An 18,951-nucleotide genomic window follows, 5' to 3' on the forward strand; every position below is an offset into this window, starting at 1 on the left:
TACCCTCCGCCGCGACAGCGTTCCGGTGCCCTCGTCCGTTCCAGTGGTGGGAGTATGCAGACGCGCAAACAGGGATCTGCCGTCACATCCGTCCGGACACCGACGGCGACGGCCTCCGGCCATGCCCGGACCTGGGGCGGGCGTTGTCTTCCAGCGACTTCAACCAGGGAACCAACGCCCCATGAAGAGTCACCCCGCATCTCCCCCGGGTAGCCCCGGGCGACGGAGGCTATCCGCCTTCATCGCCATGGCGCTCCTCGGCGCGACGGTCACGGCCCAGGCCGTGACCCTGGCGCCGTCGGATCGCCAGGACATCAATATCGGCGCCACGCCGTGGAAGTACACCAAGCAGGCGACCGTCAATCCGAACGATCCCACCGTCTATGCACCGCTTCCCAACGGGGATGACGGTGCGGCCGTCAATCTCGACGACAGCAAGTGGCTGACCGTCGGTCTGCCGCACGCGGCCAACGACTTCACCACCTTTATCAACCAGGAGTCCGGCGGTGGCCAGGGCAGTCTGGACGGTAGCCTCAGCTGGTACCGCAAGGTACTGACCGATTCGGCGTCGTACCGTGGCAAGAAGGTGATGCTCGAATTCGAAGGCGTGCACACGGGTGACCGTGTCTACGTCAACGGCACGTTCGTCCCGGGCACTGGCGCACTCAATCAGCCGAACCAGCCCAACGCCAACGCGACCCACGTCTACGGTTTCATCCCCCACATCGTGGACCTGACGCCCTACCTGCGCTACGACGGCACCGACGTCATCGCGGTCAAGGTCGAGCGTGACGGCGGCGATATCTTCGAGGATCCGGGCTTCGGCGGCGCGTTCCGCTTCGGCCAGTCCGAGGCGGGTATCTTCCGTCCGGTGAAGCTGCACGTGACCAATCTCGTGCACATCCCGGAGAACGTGTACGAAGGCCAGAACACCTGGGGTACCTACGTCGGCACCCAGAGTCTCGGTCAGAACAACCAGTCGGCGGTGATCGACGTTCAGACCAACGTCGTCAACGATTCCGACGTGCCGAAGACGGTTACCCTCACCACGCAGATCGTGGACGAGAATGGCAAGGTGGTGGCCAGCGATCAGCAGCAGGAGCTGGCACCGCACCAGGCACCGAGCGACGTCACGCCGGTGTTCGACCAGCACCTGACGGTGTCGGGTGGCGACCTGCATCTGTGGTGGCCGAACGGCAGCCTGCACAACGTGCCGCGTGCTGGCGACACGGGCCGCCCGCGTCCGTACATGTACAAGGTGTTCCATATCGTCAGCATCGACGGTGCCATCGTGGATGCCAAGCAGAGCACCCTCGGCATCCGCACGATCACCTGGGACAAGAGCTATCCCTACGTCAACGGCGAGCGCATTCGCGCCGATGGCGCTTCCGGTCGCTACGACTACCCCGCGCTGGGTTCGTCGGTGCCGGAAGAACAGCAGTGGCGCGATCTGCAGCTGTTTGCCGCCGGTGGCGGCAACATGTGGCGTCCGGGCCATTCCTCGTCGAGCCCCGAGTTCGTGGACGCCGCCGACGCGCTGGGTGTGTTCATCATCCAGCCCAGCGGCGACGGCGAAGGCGGCTTTGACAAGGAGTGCGCGTCCAAGGGTGACGCCACCGCGGTGTCGCAGTGTCTGTACATGCGCAACGTCAAGCGCGAAGTGCATCGCGACATGGTGATCCGCGATCGCAGTCATCCGTCGATTCTCGCCTGGGAAACCGACAACGGCTCGATCCTCAACTCCTTCGCGCTGGAATTGCGTGCGCTGGCCGCGAAGTGGGACGACATCGCTCCTCGCGCGGCATCGGATCGCAGCGGCGCGACGGATCCGGTGACCGGTCAGCCCATTCTCAATGGCGACCTGTTTAGCTGCAGCAAGGCCGGCTGCGAAACATCGATGAAGGCGGGCGCTTTCAAGAACTTGCCCGTCTGGGGCGCCGAGTACTGGGGCATCGGTTCCCAGCGCCAGGCCTACGACGCGCAGCTCGCCATGGCGCTCAACTACCTGGTGCCTTACTCGCAGGCGCGCAGCGTGGGCACCTTCGGCATGGCCCAGTGGTACTTCGCCGATACCCCGGGTGAAACCGGCAACTTCGACGAAGGCACGGAAGACCCAACGCACTGGGTCTACCAGCACATCAACGGCGATCCGAACCAGCCCATCGCGACGTATCCCGACGGTACGAAGATCAAGAACTTCGCGCATAACGTGCGTTCGTTGGGCGACTCCATGGTCGACCAGAATCGCTTCCCGAAGATGATCTACTACATCTACGACGCGCTCTGGACGCCGTTCCAGCTGCAGCCCGTGGTGAAGTTGGCCAACACCTGGAACCGCTCGGGTGATATTCGCGTGAGCGGCTTCACCAACTGCCCGGCGGCACGCCTGCTCGTCAACGACGTGCAGCAGGGTACCGACCAGCAGCCGAACGACTGGACCAGCATCGACCAGGCCTCGTACAACCTCGTCAATGGCAACGCGGGCGATCCGAACGGTCCCAGCGAGACCACGGGCAAGATGCAGAACGTGGCCCAGGCTGCCGCCACGACCAAGCTGCCCCAGCAGGTGCACTGGGATGTGACCTGGCAGGCCGGTACCGCCAAGCTGCAGTGCATCGGCACCGACGGCAACGTGGTGCAGGATGCCAACGGCCAGCCGGTGGAGGACGTGCTGACCACGGCCGGCAAGCCGGACCACATCCTGCTCACCGTGGTGCCCGACGTGGCGCTGACGAAGCCGGATGGCAGCTCGTTCGCCGTCACCGCCAACGGTTCCGACGCCGCGTTCATCGAAGCCCGCGTGCTCGATGCCAACAACGTGCTCGTACCCGTCGATGGCGACGTCAACGTCACCTTCGCCGTGACCACGGGCGATTCGCTGGTGACCTACCAGGGTGGCACGCAGCAGCTGGTGGACTGGTCTGCCGGTTCGACGACCAACTCCGATGGTTCGCAGGAGCCGATCCATGGCTACCACGCGCCCGGCAATCCTGAGCTGAAGTTCGAGGGCGGTTTGCAGAAGATTGCGCTGCGCACGAAGTTCACGCCGGGCCAGGTGACGGTCACCGCGACCGCCGCGGGCATGTTGCCGGGTTCGGCGACATTCCAGATCTCGTCGGTGCAGCAGCCGTCGACGCCGGCGGGTCCGCCGTCGCTGATCGCGACTCCGCAGGACGATTCGGTCACCGTGGGTAGCAGCGGTCATTTCGAAGCGGCGGTATCCGGTGCCCAGCCGATGACCTTCACCTGGAAGAAGAACGGTGTGGTCATCGATGGCGCCACGACGTCGGCCTACGACACGCCGCCTACCCAACTGGGTGACGATGGCTCGACCTACACGGTGGCTGCGCACAACGGCCTCGGCGACACGCCGGACTCGGCACCCGCCACGCTGCACGTGTTCCCGGCGCAGGCCGTGACCATCACGCAGCCGTTGCAGGCCGTGACCGTGGATGCCGGCCAGCCCGTGCATTTCCAGGTCGCTGCCGGTGGTTCCCCGAAGCTGAGCTACAAGTGGTTCCGCAACGGAACGCAGATCGTGGGTGCGGATGGCCCGTCGTATGACATCTCCGCGGCGCAGGCTTCGGACGCGGCGAACTTCTCGGTCGAAGTGGATAACCCGGTGGCTCCGGCGACCTCGGGTCCCGTGGCGCTGACCGTGAATGCGGCCCGTCCGCCGGTGTTCACCACGTCCCTGGGCGATGTCCGCGCCAACCTCGGCCAGTCTGCCTCGTTCACGGCAAGCGTGACCGGCTCCGCGCCGTTCCACTACCAGTGGAAGCATGGAGACCTGGCCGTCGGTACGGATTCGCCGACGCTCACGATTCCCGCTGTCAGCCAGACCGACGTGGGTGGGTACCAGGTCATCGTGACCAACATCCTGGGCGACGCGTCGGCGGCGACCAGCAATGTGGCGCAGCTGACCCTGGCTCCCCCGGGTGCCAACCTGGCGCGTGAAAAGGTGACCTACGCTAGCGGTGTGCAGGACGCGAACGGTACGCCGTCCTCGTTTGCCGTCGATGGCGATGGCACGACGCGCTGGGCATCGGAGCAGGATTCCGATCCGGCCAAGAGCGACGCCGCCTGGTTCGAAGTGGACCTGGGTGCCGTGCAGACCTTCGATCATGTCGTGATCAAGTGGGAAGCCGCCTATGGCGCCGACTACAAGATCCAGGTGTCGAACGACAAGGACACGGGCTTTACCGACGTGCTGGAGAACTCGACGGGCGTCGGTGGTACGGACGATCTGAGCTTCCCGCAGCCGGTGACCGGCCGCTATGTCCGCATGCAGGGCGTGAAGCGTGGCACGCAGTACGGCTACTCGATGTATGAGTTCGAGGTGTACAACACGCCCAGCTGCTGCAGCACGAACGACCGCTTCAACGTCATCGACGACAACCATGTCACCGATACGCTGAGCGGCCTGACCTGGGAGCGCCACGAGCGCGGCTTTGCCGACCAGGGCGCGCAATACAAGCGGTCCAATGCGATCGGCGATTGCGGCAAGGTGAATGCCCGCATTCCGTCGGCGGCCGAAGCACTGGCCATCACGGGCAAGAACCTGTCGACCAACGCGTTCCCGGAAGACTGGTCCACCTGGACCTCCGACAACGACCCGGGCGATGCCGACAAGGCGTTGATGGTGAGTCGTTCCGGTGACGTCACCCCGCAGCTTGCCGAGAACTATCCGGGCAATGCCATCTGCGTGTCCGGTTCGGCGGCTCCGCTCGCGGCGCCGGTGATCTCGACGCAGCCGACGGCACAGACCGCTGGCGTGGGACGTTCGGCGCACTTCGCCGTGGCGGCCACTGGCACGGGCCAGATGACCTACGAGTGGTTCAAGAACGGCGACTCCGTGTCGGTGACCTACGACGGCACCTACGCCACGCCGGCCCTGACCTCGGCGGACAACACCGCGCAGTACCAGGTGAAGGTGACCAACGCCCAGGGTATCGCCACGCTCAGCACCACGGTGCAGCTGACGGTGGACAACTCCAACAGCGGCTTCGACCTGCCGTCGTGGGAAACCCCGCCGCAGAACACCGGCGGCAACCAGGGCAACAACGGCACGGGCAACTCGGATAATCCGGGTACGCCGGGTGACGGCCAGAACGGCGTCAACGTCGCACTGCACGCCAAGGCCACGTCGCTGAAGAACGAAAGCGACCAGTACCTCGGTCCTGCCAACGCCGTCGATGGCGACTTCACCACGCGCTGGGGTTCGTCGTTCGATCCGGAAGCCTGGATCGCGCTCGACCTCGGTTCGCCGCAGACCTTCGACCACGTGATCCTGCGTTGGGAGAATGCCTACTCGACGTCGCACAACATCGAGGTGTCCAACACCGGCAATGACAACGACTGGCAGCCGGTGACGGCGCAGCCGTTCGCGGGCCAGGGTGGCGTGGAACGCGTCGATTTCCCGGCGCAGACCGCACGCTACGTTCGCATGCATAGCCTGGCGAAGAACACGGCCGGTTATGGCGTGTCGTTGTGGGAGTTCGAGGTGTACAATCCGGTCACCCCGCAGTTCGTGACCCAGCCGTCCGCTCAGGCCCTCACGGCTGGCCAGACGGCGACGTTCACGGTCAGCGTCAAGGCCAGCGGACAGCCGGCGTACCAGTGGCGCTTCAACGGCGTGAACATCCCGGGTGCGACCCAGGCGACCTACACCAAGGTGGTGGCCACGACGGACGCCGGCAACTACGACGTGGTGGTGACCAATGGCCTCGGCCAGAGCGTGACCAGCAACCCGGCGGTGCTCACCGTCGCGGCGGCGTCGCAAGGCACGGGTGACCAGGGCACCGGCACCCAGACGGGCACTGGCACGAGCGGTGGCACCGGCAGCGGCTCGAACGATCCGTCGCAGGGTTTCAACTACGATGTCTTCCCGGGCTTCGTGGGCGCCCAGCTGCGCAACCTGACCAACGGCGTGTGGAGCGACGACCAGATCTACGTCGAAGTCATCGCGAAGGACCCGAACAACAACAACGCGTACTCGTGGCTCAAGCCGGACGGCACCATCGTGGCGATGTCGGTCAACGACAACACCGGCCCGGGTCATCTCACCAAGAACGGCGATACGTTCCCGAACTATTCGTTCACCCTCGCGCAATCGAAGCTGCTCAAGATTCCGATGGTGTTCGCCGGTCGTATCTTCGTGTCGCTCGGTAAGCCGCTCTACATGAAGAACGTGATGGCGGCCGATGGCACGTTGGGCTTCGCCGGTCCGGATCTCAACAATCCGACCGATCCGAATACCAACATCCGCTTCGACTGGTACGAGTTCACGTGGGGCAGCAATGGCATGTGGTTCAACACCACGCAGGTGGACCAGTTCGGCATTCCGTTGACCGAAGACCTGTACGGTGACAACAAGACCAGCCACCAGAGCGGTGGTATCACGGAGAGCCGTGCGCAGATCCTGGGCGAATACAACCAGGAAGTGCCCGCGGAATTCCGTCTCGCCGATCCGAACCCGCTCCGCATCATCGCGCCGGGCAAGGGTGCCTTCAACGCCGGCCAGGCGCAGGCGAACTACTTCGACGCCTATATCCAGCAAGTGTGGACCTACTACCAGACGCATAACCTGCACATGGTGGATGGCGCGATGCAGTTCGACGGCACCGTGGCCAACGGCGTCCTGACCCTGAACCACACCAACTGGGCCGACAGCGCCCAGCCGGGCGAGGCCCAGGGTACGACGTTCTCCATCGCCATGCCCAACACGCAGGACGTGCTGGAAGGCAAGGGCGCGCTGGCGAATGGTATCGATGCGTTGACCGGAAAGGCCGATCCGTGGGGCATCCTCACGCAGCTGGAAGCCCAGCTGTGCGGTGCCTTCAACCGCCACGTGGCGGAAGACGTGACCGCGTGGAACGACCCGTCGCAGTTCTACCTGCAGGCGCCGTCGAACTACTACTCGCGCTTCTGGCACAACCACAACATCGGCGGAAAGGCCTATGGCTTCTCCTACGATGACACCGAGAACGAAAGCTCGTCGCTGATCGACGGTCAGCCCGAGCACCTGGAACTCGGTATCGGTTGGTAAGCACGAGCAAGTGACGTAAGAGAAACGAAGAGGGCGGTGGAGCGATCCACCGCCCTTTTTTTTACACCACTGTAGGAGCGCGCTTGCGCGCGATCCGCGGCAGCGGGCCGGGTTGCCGCTACCGCGGATCGCGCGCAAGCGCGCTCCTACATGGCAAGTCCGCGCCCCCACGAGCGGGAGGCATAGACCATCCTTGGAGGAAAGGCATCGACCGGGAGCGAAAGATTCAACCTGAAAAGCTGCTTCGGTGTCAGGCAAAGCTTCCGAAGCAACTGCCGGCTTATGCTGTCCATGAAGGAAAGGCTGGCATCGAGCATGGCCACCCGTTTTTCCTGCGCAACTGGATTGGGCAGCGGGCATGCCATGGCATCTATCCGATGAAAAGCGATGTCACGCCGCTTGCACTTGAGCTGGTAATAAGCGGTGTAGACGTTCATCAAGTTGTTCCGCGCCAATAACGGCGAGGCCTGTTGAGCGGTGCCTTCGATGTCGAGAACGGTGCTGATTTCCCCGGCAATCAACGAACCACGAGTGACATAACTGCCGTGGATTTCATGCAATGAGGCATCGGCGCCGACCACGGGGTGGATATGGGGCAGCTCGGCCAGCGTCGAGCAGCGAAGCGCGAGATAGTTCAGGGCGTTCTGACGGCGTCGCTCGCCCATGCTCTTCGTACAGGGTGCCTCATCGCCCTCGGATACAATGACATCCATCGCATCCACGTCACGATGCGAGTGATCGTGGGTGGTCAGGTCGGGAACGTGGCGACGCTGCTCCTGGAACGAGGGATATCCCATGGTCTCCTGGGCGCAGATCGTATGGAATGTACGCACGTCTCCATCGTGATCGAGAAACCAGGCCCCACCCGTCAGCTCGCGTTGACAGGCGGGGTGCGCGCAGGACGTATGCAGCGGAGCAAAATCACGGCGACGCAATAGGATGGCCATGAGATAAACCTCGTCGAACGGAAAACATCTGCATGTAATCAGTTGGACGGGAGGTCGGCCAGAAGCGTCGCCCACCGATGCGCATGAGCGAGAATCGCATCACAGAGTGCGCATAGGATTAGTCTGAAAAAAGGGGTAGTCAGTGCCTGGACTGGCTGGAAAGATAGTCGGACAAGAGATAGTGCGATGGGCCATCGCCCACGCCACCAGCATCCCGGGTATCGAGTCTGCCCAGTAATTGCTCGATATAGGTGCGTATGGCCTCGCTGGGCGAAGCGAGCAGCGCATCACGCAGGTGATTTTCGGCGGGCTCCGCCAGGCCATCGAGCAGGCATACCATCGCCTGGCCGACCAGGGTCACCGCCGTTCGCGGGTTGGTATCTGACAGGAAGCTGGACCAGACGGCGCGGGCTTCATCCACCATGCCTTCGTCGTATTCGAGTTGGCCGAGCATCAGGCGCGCTTCTTCCAGGGCGGGGGACAAAATCATCGCCCGCGTGAAATCCGCGCGCGCATGGACGGTATCCCGGATGCTGGCGTAGATCGAACCTCGAAGCAGCAGGATCCGCGCATCGCGTGGGTACCGTTCAAGGGCTTGGTCGAGCAGTTCCAGCGCGCGGTTCGGTGGATCCTGGGTGACGGATACGGCCAGCGTGTCGAGAGTGTCCTGGTCGCAGGATATGGGGTGCATGTCGGCCATGGCAGGTGCTATCCGGTGATCTGCAAGGTGGTGTCGGGCGGAAGGGCCTCGCGAAGCTTGCCGAGGCCAGTACGATGCAATTGCGATATGCGGCCTTTGCTGAGGCCGAGAAGCGTGGCAATTTGTTCGAACGCGATCGCGTTGAAGTAATGGAACGAGATGACTTTCAGCTCATTGGGCGAGAGCTTCGTCATGGCCTCGCTCAGGCGATGTCCGAGATGCTGCCATTCGGCTGTCTCGTAGCTGTCCGCGTAAGGTGACGGCTGGCTTTCCGATGGCACGAACATGCCGGTACCTTCAAGCATGAAGCCAATCGCCAGCCCGGCCGTCAGCTCACCCAGGGTCTGCAGTCGCTGAAGTCCACGTCGTTCGCCACGAAGCGAATCCAGTCGGTCGGCCTTGCGACGGCGGTCAAAGGAGAGTTGCTCCTGGGTTTCGCTGAGGTTTTCGAGACCGTTGAGAATGGCGCCTCGTATTCGTGGCGTGCAGAACGTCGTGAAGCGCACGCCACGTGACGGATCGAAGCGGCCGATCGATTCGATGAGGCCGATGTAGGCCAGTTGGAGAATATCGTCGTATTCAGCGGATCGGGCCACCTTCGTCGCCATAAAAGACGCGGCGATGGATCGCGCATAACCCATGTAATGCACGAAGATGGCTTCGCGCGCCTCGCTGGCATGGCTTTCACGCAAGGCGATCCACTGCGCAAGAAGTTCGTCCGGCGCATCATCCGCGTCGGCCGCTCCGGCGATATCCAGTGAACCGGCCTGGCTCCCGGTCATCTGAAGCTACTTAGCACGCCCTGGAGGATCAGGCTCCATCCATCCACGAGGACGAACATGAGTACCTTGAGTGGCAACGAGATCGTCGCCGGCGGCACCATCAGCATGCCCAGGGACAGAAGCACGCTGGAGACTACGAGGTCAATGAGCAGGAAGGGCAGCAGGACGACGAAGCCGATCTGGAACGCGACACGTAGCTCGTTGAGGATGAAGGCGGGCGTGAGCTGAAGCAGCCCGACCTCGGAGGGCGACGTCGGAAGCGGCTTTCCCGACAGGTCGTACATGGTCTTCAGTTCATCCTGGCGAACCTGCCTGAGCATGAAATCGCGAAGAGGCACGCTGGCCTTCGTGGCCGCCACGGTCACATTGACCTTGCCTTCCATATAGGGGCCAAGGGCATCGGTCTGAATCTTCTCCAGCGTGGGCAGCATCGCGAACACCGTAAGAAACAGACCCAGGCTGATCAGCACCGGCGTCGGCGGTGTTTCCGGCATGCCAAAGGCGTGACGGATCATGGAAAGCACGATGACGATGCGGATGAACGCAGTCATGGAGACCACGAGCGCGGGCACGAAGCTCAGGAGGGTGAGCATCGTGGCCATGCGCACGGTGTTCGATCCCGCATCGAGGTCGTTGATGTCGAACGGACCGTTGGCCGGTGCCGGCATCGTGGGCGTGGTTCCCGTCGCGTGGGCGACGCACAGCGAGCAAAGCAAGAGGGTCAGGCCGACCAGGAGCAGTCCCAGCGGGCGAAGCAGGCGACGCATCATGGCGCATCTTCCGTGGTCGGCGTGCCGCTGGGTGCCTCGACCGGCGTGACGGCGATACCGGCTGGATGCGTGGTGACGAGCACGTGCGTGTGACCGTAGCGGACCACATGAACCGCACTGCGCGTATCGATGCGAATGCTTTCCAGCACGCGCAGGTTCGGCGTGGCGCCGGTTACCCGGTGTCGGTGGATGCGGCGGGCCAGAAAGGCCATGCCGACGCCGAGGGCAAGGCAAAGTACGAGGGAAAGGATCACCCGTACGTAGTCGATGCCGTTGGACAGCGGCAGCGCCGCTGCCTGCGCGATGATGAGGCACGGCACGCGGTTCAGTCCTCCGAGCGGATCGCCGTGACCCGGATGCCGAAGTGATCGCCGACAGCGACCATCTGGCCGTGTGCCACCACCTGGCCGTTAAGCAGGATATCCACGTCGTCGTGCGGGGCGCGATCCATCTCCACCAGGCTTCCAGCCTGGAGGGCCATGAGTTCCCGCACCGGGATCTCGCGCGTGCCCAGGCGGATGTCCAGGTTGACCCGTACATCGTTCAATAGGGCCGGATCGAGGCGCTTGGCCGCCGAAGCGTCGCTCTTGGGCGCATGTTCGGGCAGTTCGAGATGCATGATTTCTGCGTTCATCGTGGGTAGTCCGGAATCAATGAATGGGTTCGACGGAGGTGACGGCCATGACCATGCGGCTCTCCCTGCGTATCGGCGTGGCCTGGGCGACGGGGGTATGCGTGCCGTCGATCGACGAGGACAGCGCGAGCGACATCGGCTGGTCCAGCGACGTGCCGGTCACAAGGACATCGCCGACGGCGAGTCCCGCGAGCTCGGCGGCGCTGATGTCGCACGACCCCGCGATCGCAGTGAGGCGGACGCGCGATTCAGCCAGGGCGGACCGTCGCGACGTGGTGGGCGTTTTCGGGTGGACGGTCGCCGGAGGGAGATTGTCGCGGATCCATTCGGGCGTGACGAAGAGGTGCAGCAATGCCTCGTCATCGGCCAGGGCGATCGTCACGGATAGCCTTGCCTGCTCGTGGTCGTCCGCTTCCCGGCCGCCTTCGTTCCATCCGTTTGTCGACAGGCCCTGGCCGATGCGGGTCACGAGATCGGCGAGCATCGCATCCGAGAACGCCTCGACGATGTCCGCGGCGTGGCCGACGGGTGGCAGCGACATGCCGGTCGGCAGATCGAGCGCCTTCCGTAGCAGTCGGTTGAAGGATCGCTCCACCACGCGAAGTTCCACGCCTGCATCGTCGTGCCACCGGCGAACCGCCAACGTGCCTGACGCCGTATCGCTGCAGCTTGCGAGCGGTTCCGGCTGGACGATCCAGCGGGCATGCCATGCGTCGACGATGGTTGTCAGCGCGGCACAAAGGCGCGACAGATCGGCGGCGGACGTTGGCCACCAGGGGCGGTATGGCAGCGTCACCCCTGGTTACCCCGCATCTGGAAAAGCTGCACGAGCATCTCGTTGGCGGTGCTGATGACCTGCGACGACGCCTGGAAGCCTCGCTGGATCAGGATCATCCGTCCGAACTCCGTGGACAGGTCGACGTTGGAGCTTTCGAGCTGGCCCGACACCAGCTTGCCCACGCCTCCGGTACCGCTGCCGACATAGGCGGGCGGTGCGGTATGCGACGCGTCGAAGAGGCCGTTGCCCGACTGGTAAAGGGCCTGCTCGTCGGTGAACCTGGCCAGCGCCACCGTGCCCAGCTTCGCGTTCTTGCCGTTGGAATAGCCGATGGTCAGCGCGCCGGCATCGTCGACGGTCAGGGTCGCAAGGCTGCCTGAGGCATGGCCGTCGCTTTTGCTGACGCGCAAGGTCGAAGTGCTGCCGGAGGAGAAACTGGTCACGCCCGAGGAGAAGTCGAGCTTGAAATTCAGTGGCGTCGTACCGGCGGCGGCCAGGTGCACGTCCAGCGAATCCATGCCCGGTTCGGGAATGCCTCCGAGGAACTGCAACGGGCCTTCGGCGACCGTGGTCGAATTCTCGTCCGTCACCGTGACCGCCCAGCGGCCAGGAAAGGTGGCGCTGTCGGGTTTGAAGGCGACGGTCAGCGTGTGCTTTCCGCCCGCGGCGTCATAGACCTCGACATTCGGGATCGAGAAGGCGGTGGCGCTCGAAGACAGGTTGTCCGTGAAGCTCACCGAGGTGGTCGCCTCGGGCGCGCTTATGGTCTTGCCGACCAGGGAAATGGCTTCAGGGCGTCCATTCGCACCCAGCGCGGCCAGCTTCATATGCGTCACCTTGTCGGTGATGAAGCCATCGTCGCCTGCGGTGAACTGGCCGGTTCGTATGTAATGCGTTCCCGTGTCGTCGACGACGGCGAGGAAGCCATCGCCCTGCAAGGCAAGGTCGAGCTGCCCGGAACTCGGACGCAGCTCGCCCTGGTGGAAGTTCAGCGATGCGTAGCCGTATTCCACGCCGGTGCCAAAGCGCATCGAGCTGGAATGATCGCTCGTACCCGGTGCGAACGACGGGCTGAAATACAGGTCGGCGAAGCTGGGCACCGTGGCCTTGAAACCCGGCGAATTCATGTTCGCCACGTTATTGCTGATCGTTTGCAGGCCCTTCGAATACGCGGTCAGGCCACTCATTCCGACATAGATGTTTTCGAGCACGGCTGATTACTCCTAACGGACCTGTACGACCTGGGACACCGTCGCGTTGGTGAGTACTTCACCACTGCTGGAGGTGATCGTGAGTTCGGGCTGGTCGCCCTTGAACGAGATGCTCTTGACGGTGCCGCTGACCAGCGCCGTGCCGGTCTGCACGTCGACCGTGCGCCCGAGCAGGCCCATGCTCTGAGTGGCAGCTTGTACGCCCAGCAGGTTATCGAGCTTCGATCCGGTTTCGCGCGACTGCTCCAGCGACATGAACTGGGCGAGCTGCGAGACGAACTCGAAATTGTCGACCGGCTTCAGGGGATCCTGATACGTGAGCTGGGTCAGGATGATCTTCATGAGCGATTCGGTATCGAGGCCGCCCGCGGAAAGGCCCGCGTTCAGATCGCCGACGGATACGGGTGGGCTGACGCTCATGGTGATTCGTCCTCGTGATGCGGATGTTCGGTGGTGACGCCGTTGACGGTGACGCGCCGGGGCGAAAGCCCATGACGGCGTACCTGCGCGAGCGCATCGGCGGCGGTGTGATCGGTATCGGTGGCGCCCTGGCGTATGACCAGGCTGGCGCCAGTGGAGCCTTCGGTCCAGGTGACGACGGTGGCTTGCGACTGCGGCTGTGCAGATGGTTCTTGCCACCGCGTCGCACTCCGTACCGGCGTCGTGCCTTCCGCGTCCTCTGCCGTATCCAGATGCGGCATGGCGGGCACCGACGCGGTGGCGGATAGCGTGGCCTCGCTGGTTTCATCGGGCATCGCGTAGGCCATCCTCGCGGACGATGATGGCGTCACGACGGCTGAAGGGTGTTGTGGATCCATTCCCTGCATGGCAAGCGGGGCAGGTTCGTCCATGGCCGTCGGTATCGAGGTGGAACGGGATATCGATCGTTCCGGTGCAGGCTCTTGGAACGCCGTCATGTGCTCCGTGGGAAGGTGCGGCGTGGGCTGTCGACCGGCACGCGAACCGGGCCACATGGCGTGTTCCAGGTCGCGAAGCGTGCTGTCGAAACAGGTTTCCGTGCCAAGCCGTTGACGCATGTCCTGCGCCGGTGGCGTGTCGGAAGGAAGCATGGCGTGTCCGATCTTCATCGGGCATGGCTCCTGGCCAGTCGTAGTTCCATCAAGGCGATATCGAGACGTTCATCGCGGTCCCGGCGGCGTGCGATGTCCGCCTGGTCGGCACGGCGCATGGCGTCGTTGGCGATGGTCTGCGCGCTGGCGAAGGCATGCAGTGCCGTGTCGGATGCCATCCTGGCTTCCGCGGCGAGCATGGCAAGCCGATCGGCCTCGTCCCTCGCATGTGTGGCGATTCCGGCCCATCCCGCCACCTGGGCCGGATCGAGGCGATCGGACGTCAATGCCTGCGACCATCCTCGCTCCAGCGCATCAAGCGTGGCTCGCTGTGTGTGCTCCACCTCGCTGGCGAGTTCGCTTTCGCGCAAGAGGGGCGCCGCCTCGGCGCCGCGCCGTTCGCGTTGCAACTCACGTATGCGAGCGATCTCGCGCAAAGTGACCGCAGGATGCCGCGACGTCATGCGCCATCTCCGATGGCTGCTTCCAGCGTGGCGCGGTCTTCCGTCATGCCGGTCGCGGTCATGCTGTCCTGGCGGAGGAAATCGATCAGCGCCGGGCGGCAGGCCAGGGCCTTGTCGAGCGCGGGCTGCGTTCCGGCGGCGTAGAGTCCGGATTCGACCAACGTGCGTGACATCTCGTAGTTCGATAGCTGCGCCACGGCCTCGGTGGCCAGTGCGCGTACGCTTGGCTCGTTGACCTGGCGAAAAACGCGGCTGACGCTGCGGGGCACGTCGATGGCGGGGAAATGCCCCTGCTCGGCGAGGGTGCGGCTGAGCACGATATGGCCATCGAGCAGCGCCCGCAGCGACTCCGCCATCGGATCGTCCACATCGTCCGTCTCGGTCAATACCGTCATGATCGAGGTGGTTGCGCCGCTGGATGCCAGCGCGCCACAGCGCTCCACGACGCGGGGCAATGCCGCGAAGACGCTCGGCGTGTAGGCCCTGATCGACGGCGGCTCACCAGAGGCAAGGCCGATTTCGCGCAAGGCCTGGGCGTAGCGCGTCATGGAGTCCACCAACAGCACCACGTGTCGTCCCAGGGAACGGAAGTACTCCGCATGGGCAAGGGCCGCATGGACGCCACGCGCACGCATGACCGCGGGTTCGTCCGAGGTGGACACCACCATGACCGCACGCTTGCGCGAGGTATCGTCGAGTGCGCCCGACCAGAAGTCCTGGGCTTCGCGTCCACGCTCGCCGACCAGGCAGAGCACGATGACGTCGGCGCGGATGTGTCGGCACAGGCTCGAAAGCAAGGTGGACTTGCCGACACCGCTGCCGGCGAAGATACCGACGCGCTGGCCACGCCCCAGGGTGAGGAGACTGTCGATGGCGCGTACGCCGGTTTCCAGCGCCTGGGTGGGCGTGACCCGGTCCAGCGGCGACGTGGGTCGGCCGGCAAGCGGCCAGGTCGGTGCCCCATCCAGCATGAGTGGCTGCCCGTCGAGTGGACGTCCGAGGGCATCCACCACTCGTCCGAGCAACCTATCGCCGGTATCGACCTGTGCGCCGGAACCTGCGAGTTCCACGCGGTCGCAGACGCGCACGCCATCGACCGCGCCGTAGGGCATGAGCGTCACGCCAGTGGTGTCCACGGTACTGATTTCCGCCATGAGGCTCCCGCCGATGAGACAGGTCGCGCCCAAGGTGCCCAGTGGACCGTCGGCCTCGATATGGGTGGGGCTCACGCGGCGCACCTGGCCATAGGCGCGCGCGGTCTCCACCGCGCTCAACGCGGCTTTCCAATGATCGGGCTGGAAGAGGCCGTCGCTCATGACGAGCGCAGGCGCTCCATCGTGAGGGCGAGCTGGCGGGCCTGCATGTCCAGGCCGATATCCATGCGACCGCTCTTCAGCTCCAGGAGGCATTCGCCCGCGCCGACATCGCTCGACACGCGCAGGCGCGACGCAAGCGAAGGTGGCAGCGTGGCGGCGAGCGCCTCCGCATCCTCGACATCCTCGACGGACACGTGGATGGCAATGACGGTGTCCGCCGCCAGATCGCCGACATGGTGGGCGATCGTCGCGGCGAGCAACGACGGACGAAGCCCGGCGTCGCCGATGACGCGCGCGAGCGCGGTTTCCGCGAGATCGAGTGCAAAGGCCTCCAGCTCGGTGAAACGGCGATCGACCTGTGCGATACCCCCCTGCAAGGCATCGAGGAACGCCTCGCTACGCTGGTTCCAGTCGCGCTGGAAACGCTCGCTGGCGATGCGCTCGCCCTCGATGCGGCCCTGTTCATGGGCCTCCTGCCGGTCTTCGTCGTTCTGACGACGAAGCATCTCTTCGCGGGCGAGCGCTTCGCGCAGGGCTTCCTCGACGCGAGCCAGGCGTCGCTCGGCTTCTGTCGGTACCGTCACGGCCACCGCTGGCGTCGGCGCGCTTTCCCGGGCGAGGTTGAGTCGTTGCGCGGAGGCGGATACCTGTGCCGCTTTCAGCAGGGTCATCCCCGTGCTCCCCGGCGCAGGCGCCGACCAAGTCCGCGCCACGTCCAGCGTGTCGTGGACGGCGTCGTGGCCATCGCCATGCGGGGCGGTAGCTGCGCGACGATATCGCGCGTCACCTCGCTGAGGATTTCGCGGGTATGCGCCGTGAGCCTGCCGTCGCCGCCGTCGAGCCCCATCGACAGCCGCAGACGAGCGGACAGCGGACCGTCCACCGAATGCAGCAGCGCTTCGATACGTTGAACACCGTCATCGACCGCGGGCGCGGATAAGGGCTCGGCATCTTCTACCAGCGTCGCCAACCGTTCCCTTTGCGAGGGCGACAACGTGGACATGATCCACTCGACATCCTCGTCGCTGCAGGTGGCGAGCTGCGTCACGGCAAGGCGTAGCCGTCGCGATTCAATGTCGCGCATGGCCGGCGTCCTCTTCGTCGAGCAGGTTACGCAGGCGAGACGCAAGCGCCGCCCGGTTCTCCACCGAAAGTTTCACTGGGGCCGTGCGCGATCGTCCCCTGCGGAACAGAGCGAGAGACGTAGCGCCCAGGGCGATCACCACCATGGCCAGCCAGGGCAGCCACGTGTCGCTTCCTTCGATGGTCATCGTCCTGGCGGATACGGGCACCGCTGCCGGCGCCGGTGACGTGGCGACGGGAGTGGGTGTGGAAAGCCGGGCCGGAGCGGAAGCGAATGGCACCAGGGTGAGCACGTCGCCGCGCTTGGCGTCGAGACCGACGGCGGCGGTGATCAGCGCACGCAGCTTCTCGCGCTGGGCGTCATTCACCTCTCCCGCGAGCGCGACGCCGAGCGACAGTCGGCGGATGGTGCCGGGCGTGCCGACCACCTGCTCGAAGGTACGCTGGGTCGCTGTCGGCGAGGATGGGGTGGCACCACCGGACACGCCACCCGCAGGCAACGGGGGCAGGGCCGTGCGGCTTGTCGCGTTCACGACCTCCGCCGTGGTGGGCGCATCCGTAGCATGGCCGTCCGCGCTATGGGTTTCGCGGGTGATCCGCGACTGATCGTAGTCGATGTCGGCGGTCACGCTGACGGTCGCATGTTCCTGTCCCGGCACGGCGGCGAGCACGTCCATGACCTTGCGCTGGAGCCGGTCTTCGATCGCCTGGCGCAGGGCGAAACGTGGGTCGTCCACCACCTGCAGCGGCGCATCCGTACCCGAGGTGGTGCCACGGCTGTCGAGGATGGTTACGTCCGTGGGCTTCATTTCCGGCACCGCGGCGGCGACGAGTCGCTGTATGCCGAGGACGGTGGCAGGGGTGAGCATTTCGCCGTCGCGTACGAAGACGGCGACGGAGGCCTTCGGCGAGGCCTGCTCGCGACGGAAGATCGTCACTTCCGGCAGCGTGAGATGCACGCGGGCCAGCTCGATCTCGTCGAGGGTCATGATCGTGCGGGCCAGTTCGCCTTGCAGCGCGCGCTGGTAGTTCACCTTCTGGGCGAAGTCGGTGAGGCCCAGATCGGAATTGTTGAACAGCTCCAGGCCGACCACGCCGGACAACTTGAGATCGCCGCTGAGCAGCTTGACCCTTGCCGCTCGCGCATCGTCCGCGGGAACGAGGATCGCCGCGCTCGACTCGTCCAGCCGATAGGGAATTTTCTGCTTGTCCAGTTCGGCAACGATGGCGCTGGCGTCACGTGGCTTCAGGTCGCGGAACAGCACCTGGTAGCCGGGGCGCAGGGTGACGAAGGCCGCCACCGCGATACCGGCAAGCAGCAGCGTGCCCAGGCCTGCATAAAGCCATTGCCTGCGGCGCGACAGGCCATCGTCGAAACGGGGAAGTGCGACATTCATGTCAGAGCTGCATCCGCATCAGTTCCTGGAATCCTTCCACCAGGCGCGTCCGCACCTGCAGCGCGAACTGCAGCGACATGCGGGCGTCTTCGAGCGCGAGCATCACCTGGTGGGGAGGAATGTCATCGCCCGTCGCGAAGCGGGCGACACCTTCTTCGGCGACCTGGATGCGCTTCTCCACCTCGGCGACGCCCTGCCCGAGCATGTTGGCGAAGTCACCTTGCGCGACGGGGGAGGCCGATGCCGCCCATTCGGGCGATGGTATGGCTTCGATGGGCTGGATCGGGGGAAGGCTCATGAGCGTGCTCCGATATCGAGCGCGCGCATGAACATCGAGCGCCCGGCGTTGTACATCACGACATTGGCTTCATAGATCCGCACGGTCTGCACCATCAGCGACATCTCCCCCGCATGGTCGACACCGGGATAGGTGACGAAGCCCTGGGCGTCCGCGTGGGGGTTGCCCGGCTCGTGGACCTTGCGGGGTTCGCCCGTGTAAGGCTCCAGTCCGTACACCTGCGTGCCGCCGGTAGCGGCCGGGCTGGCGCCGTGCAGGTTGCCCACGCGAGGCGTGGCACCCCCCATCAGGTCCGCGAACGTGGAGGTCACCGACGGTCCGGATACCAGGCGCATCGGGGTGAACGTGGTGCCGGCCGCGCCCGCGTTGGCGAGGTTCTGCGCGATGACCTGCATGCGCTCGCGTTCGACGTCCATGCCGGAGCGGGAAATGGCGAAGATGGAGTCGCTCATG

General features: G+C 64.7%; 18 protein-coding genes. 1 reads left to right on the plus strand and 17 read right to left on the minus strand.

Features of this window, described 5'->3' with window-relative positions; all coding sequences use genetic code 11:
* Positions 1-181 precede the first annotated feature (181 nt).
* Positions 182-7,048 carry a beta-1,3-glucanase family protein gene (locus tag GAK28_RS19295; protein WP_291783182.1) on the plus strand — a complete coding sequence of 2,289 codons (6,867 nt, stop codon included), beginning with the start codon at positions 182-184 and terminating at the stop codon, positions 7,046-7,048.
* Between the two features lie 146 nt (positions 7,049-7,194).
* On the opposite strand, the gene GAK28_RS19300 is transcribed toward GAK28_RS19295, so the two are convergent.
* The 17 genes from GAK28_RS19300 to GAK28_RS19380 all read right to left on the minus strand — a co-directional run bounded on the left by GAK28_RS19300 (position 7,195) and on the right by GAK28_RS19380 (position 18,950).
* On the minus strand, positions 7,195-7,995 hold the full coding sequence (locus GAK28_RS19300) for a hypothetical protein (RefSeq protein ID WP_291783185.1): 801 nt from the start codon (positions 7,993-7,995) through the stop codon (positions 7,195-7,197).
* A 139-nt stretch (positions 7,996-8,134) separates the two neighbouring features.
* Complete coding sequence (locus tag GAK28_RS19305) at positions 8,135-8,695, minus strand: hypothetical protein (RefSeq protein WP_291783187.1); 561 nt, start codon at positions 8,693-8,695, stop codon at positions 8,135-8,137.
* Positions 8,696-8,703: 8 nt separating this feature from the next.
* Entirely contained in the window at positions 8,704-9,477 is a 774-nt protein-coding gene (locus tag GAK28_RS19310; RefSeq protein ID WP_291783190.1) for a sigma-70 family RNA polymerase sigma factor, read from the minus strand.
* Entirely contained in the window at positions 9,474-10,247 is a 774-nt protein-coding gene (gene fliP, locus GAK28_RS19315; RefSeq protein WP_291783193.1) for a flagellar type III secretion system pore protein FliP, read from the minus strand. Before fliP ends, GAK28_RS19310 begins: the two co-directional genes overlap by 4 nt.
* Positions 10,244-10,567 carry a flagellar biosynthetic protein FliO gene (locus GAK28_RS19320; RefSeq protein ID WP_291783194.1) on the minus strand — a complete coding sequence of 108 codons (324 nt, stop codon included), beginning with the start codon at positions 10,565-10,567 and terminating at the stop codon, positions 10,244-10,246. Before GAK28_RS19320 ends, fliP begins: the two co-directional genes overlap by 4 nt.
* Before the next feature lie 5 nt (positions 10,568-10,572).
* On the minus strand, positions 10,573-10,881 hold the full coding sequence (locus tag GAK28_RS19325; protein WP_291783196.1) for a FliM/FliN family flagellar motor switch protein: 309 nt from the start codon (positions 10,879-10,881) through the stop codon (positions 10,573-10,575).
* A 16-nt stretch (positions 10,882-10,897) separates the two neighbouring features.
* Positions 10,898-11,677: a FliM/FliN family flagellar motor C-terminal domain-containing protein gene (locus GAK28_RS19330; protein ID WP_291783199.1), complete on the minus strand. Its 780-nt coding sequence runs from the start codon at positions 11,675-11,677 to the stop codon at positions 10,898-10,900.
* A complete protein-coding gene (locus GAK28_RS19335; RefSeq protein WP_291783202.1) occupies positions 11,674-12,870 on the minus strand; it encodes a flagellar hook-basal body complex protein in 1,197 nt (398 codons plus the stop codon). The genes GAK28_RS19330 and GAK28_RS19335 overlap by 4 nt, the downstream gene beginning before the upstream one ends.
* Positions 12,871-12,882: 12 nt before the next feature.
* Positions 12,883-13,290: a flagellar hook capping FlgD N-terminal domain-containing protein gene (locus GAK28_RS19340; RefSeq protein ID WP_291783205.1), complete on the minus strand. Its 408-nt coding sequence runs from the start codon at positions 13,288-13,290 to the stop codon at positions 12,883-12,885.
* Positions 13,287-13,958, minus strand: coding sequence for a hypothetical protein (locus GAK28_RS19345; protein WP_291783207.1), 672 nt, complete (start codon positions 13,956-13,958; stop codon positions 13,287-13,289). The genes GAK28_RS19340 and GAK28_RS19345 overlap by 4 nt, the downstream gene beginning before the upstream one ends.
* Complete coding sequence (locus GAK28_RS19350) at positions 13,955-14,404, minus strand: hypothetical protein (protein ID WP_291783209.1); 450 nt, start codon at positions 14,402-14,404, stop codon at positions 13,955-13,957. The genes GAK28_RS19345 and GAK28_RS19350 overlap by 4 nt, the downstream gene beginning before the upstream one ends.
* Positions 14,401-15,720 carry a FliI/YscN family ATPase gene (locus tag GAK28_RS19355; RefSeq protein ID WP_291783211.1) on the minus strand — a complete coding sequence of 440 codons (1,320 nt, stop codon included), beginning with the start codon at positions 15,718-15,720 and terminating at the stop codon, positions 14,401-14,403. The genes GAK28_RS19350 and GAK28_RS19355 overlap by 4 nt, the downstream gene beginning before the upstream one ends.
* Entirely contained in the window at positions 15,717-16,391 is a 675-nt protein-coding gene (locus tag GAK28_RS19360; RefSeq protein ID WP_291783214.1) for a hypothetical protein, read from the minus strand. Before GAK28_RS19360 ends, GAK28_RS19355 begins: the two co-directional genes overlap by 4 nt.
* Positions 16,388-16,804, minus strand: a complete 417-nt coding sequence (locus GAK28_RS19365; RefSeq protein WP_291783217.1) for a hypothetical protein — start codon at positions 16,802-16,804, stop codon at positions 16,388-16,390. Before GAK28_RS19365 ends, GAK28_RS19360 begins: the two co-directional genes overlap by 4 nt.
* A complete protein-coding gene (gene fliF, locus GAK28_RS19370) occupies positions 16,791-18,200 on the minus strand; it encodes a flagellar basal-body MS-ring/collar protein FliF (RefSeq protein ID WP_291783220.1) in 1,410 nt (469 codons plus the stop codon). The genes GAK28_RS19365 and fliF overlap by 14 nt, the downstream gene beginning before the upstream one ends.
* A gap of 1 nt (position 18,201) precedes the next feature.
* A complete protein-coding gene (fliE, locus tag GAK28_RS19375; RefSeq protein ID WP_291783223.1) occupies positions 18,202-18,498 on the minus strand; it encodes a flagellar hook-basal body complex protein FliE in 297 nt (98 codons plus the stop codon).
* Positions 18,495-18,950, minus strand: a complete 456-nt coding sequence (locus GAK28_RS19380; RefSeq protein WP_291783225.1) for a flagellar basal body rod C-terminal domain-containing protein — start codon at positions 18,948-18,950, stop codon at positions 18,495-18,497. Before GAK28_RS19380 ends, fliE begins: the two co-directional genes overlap by 4 nt.
* Position 18,951 lies beyond the last annotated feature (1 nt).

Origin of the sequence: Luteibacter sp., from assembly GCF_009912395.1 — a bacterium.
Lineage (GTDB): Bacteria > Pseudomonadota > Gammaproteobacteria > Xanthomonadales > Rhodanobacteraceae > Luteibacter.